Annotated in this window: 8 protein-coding genes and 2 pseudogenes; 2 read left to right on the plus strand and 8 right to left on the minus strand. The window is 65.5% G+C overall.

From position 1 onward, the window contains the following. From EOA33_RS11870 to EOA33_RS11880, 3 genes are all read right to left on the minus strand, one after another. Window positions 1-810, minus strand: an 810-nt coding sequence (locus tag EOA33_RS11870) for a UvrD-helicase domain-containing protein (RefSeq protein ID WP_145989118.1), incomplete at its 3' end; no start/stop codon positions are given. A 128-nt stretch (window positions 811-938) separates the two neighbouring features. Beyond that, entirely contained in the window at window positions 939-2,219 is a 1,281-nt protein-coding gene (locus EOA33_RS11875; protein ID WP_245482310.1) for an FAD-dependent oxidoreductase, read from the minus strand. A 137-nt stretch (window positions 2,220-2,356) separates the two neighbouring features. Beyond that, a complete protein-coding gene (locus EOA33_RS11880; RefSeq protein WP_126053935.1) occupies window positions 2,357-3,997 on the minus strand; it encodes a helix-turn-helix transcriptional regulator in 1,641 nt (546 codons plus the stop codon). Between the two features lie 235 nt (window positions 3,998-4,232). Between EOA33_RS11880 and EOA33_RS11885 the strand changes: the two are divergent. Then, window positions 4,233-6,545 (plus strand): annotated as a pseudogene (locus EOA33_RS11885) (glucose/quinate/shikimate family membrane-bound PQQ-dependent dehydrogenase). Between the two features lie 134 nt (window positions 6,546-6,679). On the opposite strand, the gene EOA33_RS38970 reads toward EOA33_RS11885, so the two are convergent. From EOA33_RS38970 to EOA33_RS11900, 4 genes and pseudogenes are all read right to left on the minus strand, one after another. Next, on the minus strand, window positions 6,680-6,829 hold the full coding sequence (locus tag EOA33_RS38970) for a hypothetical protein (RefSeq protein ID WP_189363146.1): 150 nt from the start codon (window positions 6,827-6,829) through the stop codon (window positions 6,680-6,682). Between the two features lie 133 nt (window positions 6,830-6,962). Then, window positions 6,963-7,757, minus strand: a complete 795-nt coding sequence (locus EOA33_RS11890) for a class I SAM-dependent methyltransferase (RefSeq protein WP_127405701.1) — start codon at window positions 7,755-7,757, stop codon at window positions 6,963-6,965. A gap of 10 nt (window positions 7,758-7,767) precedes the next feature. Continuing rightward, window positions 7,768-9,192: a cytochrome P450 gene (locus EOA33_RS11895; RefSeq protein WP_127405702.1), complete on the minus strand. Its 1,425-nt coding sequence runs from the start codon at window positions 9,190-9,192 to the stop codon at window positions 7,768-7,770. 176 nt (window positions 9,193-9,368) lie between these two features. Further along, window positions 9,369-10,299, minus strand: a pseudogene (locus tag EOA33_RS11900) (DMT family transporter). 89 nt (window positions 10,300-10,388) lie between these two features. Here EOA33_RS11900 and EOA33_RS11905 point away from each other — a divergent pair. After that, window positions 10,389-10,871 carry an Lrp/AsnC family transcriptional regulator gene (locus EOA33_RS11905; protein ID WP_127405703.1) on the plus strand — a complete coding sequence of 161 codons (483 nt, stop codon included), beginning with the start codon at window positions 10,389-10,391 and terminating at the stop codon, window positions 10,869-10,871. A 1-nt stretch (window position 10,872) separates the two neighbouring features. On the opposite strand, the gene EOA33_RS11910 is transcribed toward EOA33_RS11905, so the two are convergent. Then, a complete protein-coding gene (locus tag EOA33_RS11910; RefSeq protein ID WP_126053941.1) occupies window positions 10,873-11,070 on the minus strand; it encodes a hypothetical protein in 198 nt (65 codons plus the stop codon).

Raw genomic sequence — 11,070 nt, forward strand, 5'->3', positions numbered from 1 at the left:
GTATTGGGCCGTGTTGGTGTCCTGGTATTCGTCGACGAGAATGTATTTGAAGCGCTTGTGGTAGTCCTTCAGCACGTCCGGATAGGCGCGGAAGATGCGGATCGGGTGGCAGAGCAGGTCGCCGAAATCGCAGGCGTTCAGGGTCTGCAGCCGCTCCTGATAGGCCTTGTAGAGTTCGCGGCCCTTGCCGTTGGCGAAGCTGCGGGCGTCGCCCTCGGGGATGTCGGCGGGGCCGAGCCCTTTGTTCTTCCAGCCGTCGATCATCTGGGCGAACTGCTTGGCGGGCCAGCGTTTGTCGTCCAGCCCCTCGGCCTGGATGAGCTGCTTGATCAGACGCACCACGTCGTCGGTGTCGAGGATGGTGAAATCGGATTTGAGACCGGCAAGCTCGGCATGGCGACGCAACAGCTTGACGCCGATCGAGTGGAAGGTGCCGAGCCAGGGCATGCCCTCGACACTGCCTTCGCCGATCAGATGGCCGATGCGCTGCTTCATCTCGCGCGCGGCCTTGTTGGTGAAGGTGACGGCAAGGATCTGCGAGGGGAAGGTCTTGCCGGTGGCGAGGATGTGAGCGATGCGCGTGGTGAGCACGCGCGTCTTGCCGGTGCCGGCGCCGGCCAGCACCAGAACAGGGCCTTCGGTTGTCTCGACAGCCAGCCGCTGCTCGGGATTCAGCCCCTTCAGATAATCGGGCGCGCTGTTTTGGCCGCTGCGGGCGGCCATGGCGCGCGCAGCTATGCCGGACGGGGCTGCTGTGGGCCGCGCATTCGGTTCGTCAAAGAAGGGCATGTCTTCCGAAAACCCGGACATTGCCCCCGAATGTAGTGATTCGGCAGCGAAAGACCAGAAGTGTCTCCGTTTTGTTCTGGTTAGCGACAGGATTTGCCGAGCGCGGTGTCTCTTCGGCCTCGGCAATTGCCTCAAATCCTTGTCGTGCCTTATCCGGCGGCTGCCCGCATGCGCTCGCCGATCTTGTCGGCCACGTAGCCGGCATCGCGCGCCGCGCCATGGATCATGGTGGAGGAGGGCGAATGCTGGAAATGCAGGCCGCAGACATACAGTCCCGGCTCGCCTTCGATGGCACCGCGATATTGCTTGACCCGGCCGCTGTCGTCGAAGATCGGCAGCTTGATCCAATCGAGCCCGGCCCGGAACCCGGTGCACCAGATGATGTTCGAAACGTCTAGAAGCTGGCCGTCGTCGAGCAGCGGCTTGCCGTTGCGGGCACCGGCGACGCGGGCGACCCGGCGGACGCCGGCGCCGTCCAGATCCTGCGGCTTGACCCGGATCAGCGGCAGGCCATGAGAAAGATGCCCCGGCTTCGCCTTGCGGCCCATCGGCATGTCGACCGTAAGCAGACGGTGGAAAACGATGCGGAAGACGAACGGAAGGACCGCGCGCATCGCGAAAGAGCCATTGTAGGCGACCGGGATGTGGCCTGGGTGGCGGCCCGACAGCCAGACCTGGTGCGTGCGCGCGAGATCCATGGCTATTTCAGCGCCGGAATTGCTGGCGCCAACCAAAAGCACGCTGCCCGGATTGAGCTGCACGGGATTCTTGTAGGCGCTCGAGGACAGTTGCCGGATTGACGGATCGAGCGACGCCGCGAAATCCGGGACCTTCGGCTTCTGGTAGCTCGAGGCCGCGGCGACGACGTGCCTGGCGATGTAGCGGGTCTGGCCGGCCGTGACGATGTAGAGCTTGCCGGAGCGGGTTACTTCGTCGACCTTGACGCCGGTGCGCACCGGCAAGGCAAACCTCCGCGCATAGGCCTCGAGATAGTCGGCCATCTCGTCCTTGGTCGGGAATGAATAGCGGGCAGCGGGGAAGGGCATGCCGATCAGACCGTCGAAGCGCGCCGGCGTGAACAGGCGCAGCGAATCCCAACGCGAGCGCCAGATGTCGCCGACGCGTTCGCGCCCCTCGAGAATGACGAACTTCACCCCCTTGCGGGCGAGGTGATAGCCAACGGAAAGGCCATTCTGGCCGGCGCCGATGACCACGACGTCGACATGTTCTTCCCTGAGAGCAGGCCGCGTTTCGTCGCCTGATGGCATATCGCTGCCGGTTGCCCGCAGCGCATCGGCCTCCAGATGCATGAAGGCCGCTCCCGGTTCCAGCAGCGTGCCGGCGCGTGTCCTGGTCTCGGCGATGCGAATGTTGTGACGGCCGCGCATTCCCTGCATCGTGGCCGGTCCGGATGTCGAAGTCGGGGTCATGATCGCTCCATTTGGTTCGTCAGTCATGGACCAGAAATAGCGGAACGGCGCGGCGGCGCTTCGGGGAGACACCTCACGGCGGAAGAAAATGCGATGGGGATTTTCCCCCATGCCCTCAGGTCAGATGTTTTTCTGGGTCAGATGAGCCCGTTCTGAAAGGCGTAGGCTGTCGCGGCGGCGCGCGAGTTGACCGCCAGCTTGTCGAAGATGTTGCTGAGATGCCGGTCGATGGTCTTTTCGCTGAGGCCGAGCTCGGTCGCTATCGACCTGTTGGTCCTGCCGGTGGCGACCAGGCCAAGGACTTCGATCTCGCGCCCGGTCAGGCCGTGCGGGCGCGAACTGGCCGGCCCGACCAGAGCCGTGACGCGGGCAAGTTCCGGCGCGGCGCCAAGCGTGGCGAAAACGGCGCGGGCGGCATCGAATTCGAGCTCGGTGCCGTCTTCGTCGCCAAGCATGCGGCAGGCCTGCCCTGCAAGCACGCGCAGCCGCGCCTCGAGATAGGGAGCGCCGGCACGCTGCCAGGTCGTCAGCGCGGCGCGGAAATGGCCGAGCGCGGTCGCGGCGCTGCCTTCGTGCAAGTCGATCTCGCCTCTCGCCTGCGAGGCCATCGCCGCCAGGATGTCGGTCGCGAAACGGGTGGCGATCGCTTCCAGCTCCTGGCAGGCGTCGCGTGCCTCCTCGATTGCGCCGGCTGCGATCATGATCTCTACCCGCGCCGGCAGCAGGCGGGCGCGGCCGAGTGGAGCCTTGGTCGTGGCGAGCACGCGGCGAAGGGTTGCCGCAGCCTGTTCGGCCCGGCCCTGCGCCAGCCGCAGCAGCGCCATGCCGGGCTGCGGTTCGAGCCCGAGCCGACTGGCGGTGCGGTAAAGGTCCTCGGCGGCGGCGAATTCGCCACGCAGACGATGGATTTCGGCCTCCTGATAGGCCGCTCCGGCCGCCGCCTCGCTGGCGGTGGTATGGGCCAATGACGTCGTCGCGCGGCGGGCCTCCGTGATTGCATCCTGCCAGGCGCCGTTCAGTTCCATGATCTCGGCGCGGTGCAAAAGGCAGACGCCGTTGAACTGGACGAGCTGCGGCTGCGCGCCGCACCAGTTCGATAGCGCCTCGGTCCATTCGCGCGAGCGGTCGAGCGCGTAGACCTGCCGGCACGCTGCGATGAGGTTGCAGTAGATCAGGCCGGTGACGATGGGCGAAAGTTTTCCGTCGACCGCCGGCAGCATGGCCTCGTCGAGCGAGGCGATGCCTTCGTCGATCCGGCCCTGCCGCACAAGCGCGCGGCCGAGATAGCATCTGGCGAAGGCGACGAGGTCGACGTCGCAACAGCGCTCGCCGATCGCCAGCGCCTGGCTGGCCAGCCGCTCCGCCGCCGGATCATTTCCCGTCATGAGCTCCTTTTGGGCCGCCAGCAGCGTCAAATAGCCATGCGCGGCGCATTCGCGGCCGAAGCCGTCGGCCAAGCGCTGAGCCTGCTGGATGCAGGCGCTGGCGTGGCCTTCCTCGCCCAAGGCCAGAAGCCGGAAGCCGCGGAAGAATGCCCAATACGCTGCGCGGTCGTAGCGGCCGGCTTCGACATAGGTCTCGAACAAACGGTCTCCGGCGGCCAGGCTGTCCTGGTCGCGGTCGAGCATGGCGGCCGACCAGAGCAGCCGTTCCAGATCGTCCGGGCCCAGCGGTGCCAGATCGTCCGTTGCACGCAACAGCTCAAACGCATCCGCCCAGTCCCGTTGCTCATAGGCGTGACGGGCCCGTTCCAGCAGCAAGGCGGCCTCGGCTTTCATCGGCAAAGCATAGCATTGCCAAATAACTGGCAGAAGAATGGCAGATGCCAGGCTTCGTCAAGTCGGCGTGAGCGGCCGGGGTGATGCTTACTTTATGCCGTGCTGATTTGACACCGCACGCAGGGGGGCCGAAAACTGCGGCGGCGAGATGAAACAGAATCGAAGGCGCGTTACGGTTGTGCTTCGTGACAGCGGTTTTCGATCGCCCGTCTGCTGCGCATGAAGGAGTGTCGTTGTGGCAACTATCCTCACCGCTGTGGTCCTTGCTCTCATCGGTCTGGTTCTCGGCGGCGGCGGCATCCAGTTGGCGGTGCTGGGCGGTAGCTGGTACTACGTGATCGTCGGCCTTGCCTTCCTCATCACCGCCTTGCTGCTCTTCAGGCGCAATTCCATTGCGCTCTGGCTCTATGCCGCGATCGTGATCGGCACGCTGTGCTGGGCGGTCTGGGAAGCGGGCTTCGACTGGTGGGATCTGGGCCCGCGCGGCGGCGTCATCGTGCTCCTGGCGCTGTGGCTTTTGACACCATGGGCGAGGCGAGGGCTTAGCGGTCCAGACGGGCGCGCGCCGCTGATCCTGGCGGTGCTGGCCTCGCTAGCCGTGGCCGGCTATTCGATGACCGCCGATCCCAGGGACATTGCCGGCGAGCTTAACGCCGACAAGGTGACGCCGACGGCAGATCTCGGCGGCAATGTGCCGGAAGGCGAGTGGCACTTCTACGGCCGCACGCCCTACGGCCAGCGTTTTTCACCGCTCAACCAGATCACCGTGGACAATGTCGCTTCGCTGCAGCCGGCATGGACCTACCGCACCGGCGACGTGAAGGGTCCGGACGACATCGGCGAGACGACCTATCAGGTGACGCCGCTGAAGATCGGCGACGCGCTCTTCATCTGCACGCCGCATAATTTCGCCATCGCCATCGATGCGGCGAGCGGCAAGGAGAAATGGCGCTTCGACCCGAAGATCAAGCTCGATCCCAACCGGCAGCACCAGACCTGCCGCGGCGTGTCCTATTATGCCGACGGCAAGATCGCCGCCGGCCAGCCATGCGCCGCGCGCGTCTATCTGCCGACCTCCGACGCGCGGCTGATCGCGCTCGACGCCGCGAACGGGCAGGTGTGTGCCTCCTTTGCGGAGGGCGGCACGCTGAACCTGCGCGCCACCATGCCGTAGCCGAAATCGGGCTACTACTATTCGACCTCGGCGCCGCTCATCGTCGGCGGCAAGATCATCGTCGGCGGCGCGGTCAACGACAATTATTCCACGCAGGAACCGTCAGGCGTCATCCGCGCCTTCGACGTCGACAGCGGCGCGCTGCTGTGGAACTGGGATTCCGGCAATCCGGACCAGACGACGCCGCTGCCGACCGGCCAGACCTACACCAACAACTCGCCCAACATGTGGTCGACGCCGAGCGCCGACGAGAAGCTCGGCCTGCTCTACGTGCCGCTCGGCAACCAGACGCCGGACCAGCTCGGCGCCGGGCGCAGGGCCAATGTCGAGAAATTCTCCTCCTCGATCACCGCGCTCGACCTCAACAGCGGGCAGGTGCGCTGGGTGCGGCAGACCGTGCATCATGACCTTTGGGACATGGACGTTCCGGCGCAGCCGACGCTGGTCGATATCACCACCTCGAGCGGTGTCGTGCCGGCGCTGGTCGGGCCAACCAAGCAGGGCGACCTCTATGTGCTCAACCGGCGCAGCGGCGAGCCGATCATTCCCGTCAAGGAGGTGCCGGCGCCTGGCGGCGCGATCGAGGGTGACCATACCTCGCCGACGCAGCCGGAATCGGACCTTTCCTTCAATCCGAAGCCGCTGACAGGCGCCGATATGTGGGGCATCACCATGTTCGACCAGCTGGCCTGCCGGATCGAATTGCGGGGCCTGCGCTATGAGGGCCGCTACACGCCGCCGTCCGTCCAGGGTTCGCTGATCTATCCCGGCAATTTCGGCGTCTTCAATTGGGGCGGCGTCGCTGTCGATCCGGTTCGGCAAGTGATGTTCGGCATGCCGACCTATCTGGCGTTCAAATCGCAGCTCGTTCCGCGCGACCAGGTGCCGCCGCCGGATGAAGGACGCGGCAGTGAGCAAGGGCTCAACCGCAACGAGGGCGCGCCTTACGCGGTGGTGATGGGGCCGTTCCTGTCGCCGCTCGGCATTCCCTGCCAGGCGCCGCCATGGGGCTATGTCGCCGGCGCCGATCTCAGGACCGGCAAAATCGCCTACAAGCACCGCAACGGCACCGTGCGCGACATGACACCGCTGCCGCTGCCGTTCAAGGTCGGCGTGCCCGGCATTGGCGGGCCGATGATCACCGCCGGCGGCGTAGCCTTCCTGGGAGCGGCGGTCGACGACTATCTGCGCGCCTATGACCTGACCACCGGCAGGCAGCTTTGGAAAGCCAGGCTGCCGGCCGGCGGCCAGTCGACGCCGATGACCTACACGGTCGGCGACGGCCGTCAGTTCCTGGTCATCGTCGCCGGCGGCCATGGTTCGGTCGGCACCAAGCCCGGCGACTATGTGATGGCCTACACGCTGCCGAAATAGGTGTGTTGATGTTCGGGTGATGCCGGCCAGCGAACGGCACACCTATTGCGCTAGGTGACGGCCTGATGGACCGGCACGGGCGAAATCCTGATCGCACAGGTAGCGGCCGCTTGCGCGTCCCACGGTCTTGGCACTCAGTTGCCGGATTTTGCGCGGCAGGGCCGGCGCCTACTTCTGACCTTGACCGCAACTCGGCCGCCGGTGAGCGTTGCGGCGCGCAGCGCCAAGAGGGCCGCGCCGGCCAGCACGAGCGCGCTTGCGAGGATCGGAGCGGACAAGGTCATAAGCGTTGTTCCTTCTCGTCAGGTACCGTCGTGACAGGCGAAGCCAGGTTGAGCTTCCCTTCAAATTATGGCGGCGCCATCAGGATTCGCGGAAATGACCAAAATGTGATGAGGTCCCGGACTGGCCCTCGCCTCAGGGCTTTCGTGCCGAGACCAGGAGATAGGCCTTGGAGACAGCGCCGAAATAGCCGGCAATCAACCGGCAGACGAGGGCGGTGCCGAGGCTGGACTTCAGGCTCATGGCGCCCTTGCCCCGTTCCGAGGCCGGCCATGCGACGAGGCTGCGGCGGAAGCCGCCGAGGCAGTCGTCAGTCCTGTCTTCGACCCTGACATCCTGAAAGCCGACGGCCTCGAAGAGCGCCCGGTAAGAAGCGATGTCCGGGACCAGATTGGCCTTCGGCACGCCAAGGCGGTCGGCGACCGGAGCGGTGAAACCGCGAAACAGGATGTCGGAGAGCACGAGCGCGCCGCCGGGCTTGAGCACGCGCAAGGCTTCCGCGAGGAAGGCGGCGCGGGTATCGAAGTGGAAGGCGGCCTCGACGCAGATCACCGCGTCGAAGCTCGCGTCGGGAAAGGCAAGCTTGGCGGCGTCCATCTGCAACACCGTCGCGCCGGGGGCATTCTGGCGCGCCGTCGCGACCTGCGCGGCTGAGATGTTGATGGCAGTGACCGCCTCCGGCGGGTAGGAGGCGAGCAGACGCCTGGTCGACGCGCCGAGCCCGCAGGCGACGTCGAGGATCCGGCCGCCCTTGTCCGGGAGCCGTGCCAGCAGCGTGTCGACAAGCGCCTCGCTGGCTTCGCGCTGCGACGCGGCGCCCGTCGCCCAATAGCCGAAATTGTAGAAGCCGCTGCCGCCATAGTAGCGGCGCTGCTTGCTGCTTTTCATGACCCGGTCGTAGATGCGGACCATGGTCTGCTGTGCGCTCATGGGAGGCCTTTCATGCTGTCGCGGGAAGCGAGACGAGTTCGCGGAAGCGCCCGTGCGCCGGGCTCGAGAGCGCCGGTCCGCCGCGTTCGCGCATGATGACCTGGACATTGCCGATCGGCGCCAACGTAACTCGCGTGCGATAGGAAATGCGCGCTCCCGGCGCCAGTTCCACGGAACGCTTCGAGAGGATGGTCGCCAGCGCAATCTTCATCATCTGCAGGCCGAAGGTAACGCCGGGGCACATATGGCTGCCAGCGCCGAACACGGTGTACTGAAATGGCGATGGCTTGATCGAAGCCCAGCGCTCCGGCTGAAAACTGTCGGGATTCGGATAAAGCGAAGGATCGCGGTTGATTGTGAGCGCGCTGATCAGCACCCCTTCATGCCTGGCGATGGGTTCGTCGCCAAGCCTCGTTGCCCGCGTTGCCTTGCGCATCATCAGCGGCACCGGCGGAAAAAGCCGCATCGCTTCCTTGATGGTGGCGTCAAGCAGCGGCAAGGATCCGATCCGGTCCATCGTCGCCGGCTTTCCGTCGAGCGCGGCGTCGATCTCGGCGGCAAGGCCCGCCATTGCGTCCGGATGCTGGTTGAGCAGGATTAGCGTCCAGGCGAGCGCATTCTGGCAAGTGTCATAGGCCGCGCCGAAGACGAAGCTGATAATGCCGCCGATCAGCTCGACCGAAGGCGGTCGCCCGGCCTCGTCGGTGTTGTTGACGAGGATGGACAGGATGTCCTGGGCATCGGTGTTGCCACGTTTTTCTTCCGCCCAGGCGAGGATGGCGCGTTCCTGTACCTCGGCTTCCCGTATCCAGCTGAAGAAGGCCGGTCCCGGAACGATCCAACTCGCCCGTATCTGCCGCGCGATCATCTCGGCGATCGGCATGGCGCGCGCCCGGTCGTCGCCGAACAGCAGGCCGATCGCCAGGTGTTTGGCCATCGTCTTGGCGGCATCGGTCAGTGAGAAGGGTTTGCCGATTGGCCAGGACGAAACCTGGTCAGCGGCGATGCGTGCCATCTCCGGGCTCATTGTCATGATCGCCGGACGCTTAAGCGGTGGCGCGAACAGTCTGCGGTAGTGCTCGTGGCGTTCGCCGCGCAGTCGCGTCATGCCATAGGAGAGCCGGTGCGAAGCGTGCCCCCGCTTGCCGCGCCCGTTTATCTGGATGTTGCGCCAGGTCTCGGTGTCGGAAAGCATTGCGCGATAGAGCGCGGCATCGGCGATCATGAAGACGCGGCGCGGCTGTGCCGAGGTCGAATGCGGGTATTCGGCTTGAATGAAGGGGCCAAAAGCGCGATGCGCGTTGCGTGCCGCCGTCAGCGGCTCAGCCGCGAAATGGACCATCAGGCCGAGCGAGCGCCATTTCCCCAACCTGTTTGCCAGCATGCCCCACCCAAGCCTGACGCTGCCGCAAACCACGGCTGTCTCCACCGGCATGCTACAGCATGCATCACGAAAAACGGAATCGATTCTTGGATTGCTTTGTGCGTAATTTCTATAGGCCTATTCAAAAGCTTATGGTCCATTTCGCATCCGGGGGACCATGTTTGTCGCGAGCAGGTCGCGTCCGCCGGCCGACGCCGTAGGTCGCCGCTTCACTCACCTCTGGTGGATCATTCCGGCGCCGGCTTGTGCGAGGCGACGCCGGCCACCACCAGGGCGATGCCGAGGCAATCGCCAGGGCTCGGAACCTGCCGCAGCACGATGATGCCGATCAGCGTCGAGCGGCAAAAGCGACAGCATCAGCGCGAAGCTCGCGCGCGGCAGCCGCGCCATGGCAAGCTGGTCGCATATGTAGGGGATGACCGAGGAGCAGATGCCGACGCCGATCGCGGCGATGAGCAGCGACGGCGCCCAGAAGGCCGGCGTCGCCTGGGTGAAGCCGACGGGCAGCACGACGAGGAAAGCGATCGCCATGGCAGCGCCGAGGCCGGCAATGCCGGCGTCCGCGCCGGACGCCGCAACGCGGTGGCCGAGCACGATGTAGCCGACGAACAGGGCGCCGTTGAGGAAGGCCCAGAACAGGCCGACCGGGTCGCTCGACCATTTGACGTCGATCAACAGCAAGGTGCCGGTCACCGCGATGGCGAGCGCCGCGAGGTTGCGCGGGCTGCGCAGGCCGACGAGCGCGACGCCGATGGTGCCGACAAACTCGATCGCCGCGACCAGCGAGATCGGCAGGCGGTCGAGCGCGAGATAGAAGGAACAGTTCATCACCGCCAGGCAGGCGCCGAAGGCGCCGAGCAACAGCCGGGTCGGCCGGTCGGCGCGGGCGAAGACCCTCCATGGCCGGGTCAGCGGCGCGAAGACGAGGGCGGCGGTGGCGATGCGCAGCCAGGCCATGCCGAGCACGCCGACCTGGGCGAAAAGCAGCACCGCGAAGGCCGGCCCGAGATAGTGGAACACGGCGCTGACGCCGAACCACAGATGTGGTGGCAGGGCGGTCGCCAGGGTAGAGAAGGCAGGACCGGCAACCCCCTGGCCGGCCCTGTTCAGCGTGTCGAGGGCCGGGCTTGCCGCCGCGACTTGCGCTTGATCTTTCATACGGACACTATCGCAGGCAGATCGGGCGGTTTATATGGATGACCGCTGGGTCATGCGACCGAGTTGTTCCGAAAGAAAGGCAAATTTCCTTGAAACGCCTTCGAAACGAAAACGCGGACCTCGATGCCGCCGACCTGAAGCTCCTGCGCCTGCTGGAAAAGGATGCGCGCACCAGCACGGCCGAACTGGCGCGCGCCGTCGGCCTGTCGGCGCCGAGCGTGGCGGAGCGGATCAGAAAGCTGCAGGAGAACGGCGTGATCGAGGCCTACACGGTCAGGATCAATCCGGCCGCGCTCGGCATGAAACTGTCGGCATGGCTGCGCATCAGGCCGGTGCCGGGTCAGCTTGCCGTCGTCGCCGACATCATCCGCGAGCTGCCGGAAATCGCGCAGTGCGACCGGGTGACCGGCGAGGACTGCTTCATCGCGCTGGCGCATGTCGGCTCGGTGGCAGAGCTCGAACGGGTGATCGACAGGATCATCCCTTATGCGATGACCAACACGGCGATCATCCAGTCGTCGCCGGTGGCGCCGCGCTCGCCGCTCGAGGCCGCGACCGGGGATCGGCAATAAGTCAGAAATGCCCGCGCTTCAGGCGCGCCTGCTTTAGGATGGCGCGCCAGCGGATCATGTCGAAGGGGATCGGCTCGTTGTTGTTGGCAATGTGGAAGATCTCGTTGTTGACGTTCTTGAGCGAGCGCCAGAAATCATAGTCGGTTATGCGCGGATCGGCCGCCAGCCGTTCCACCTCGACCTTGATGTCGGTTTTCAT

The sequence above is a fragment of the Mesorhizobium sp. M4A.F.Ca.ET.050.02.1.1 genome (genome assembly GCF_003997725.1).
Classification (GTDB): Bacteria; Pseudomonadota; Alphaproteobacteria; order Rhizobiales; family Rhizobiaceae; genus Mesorhizobium.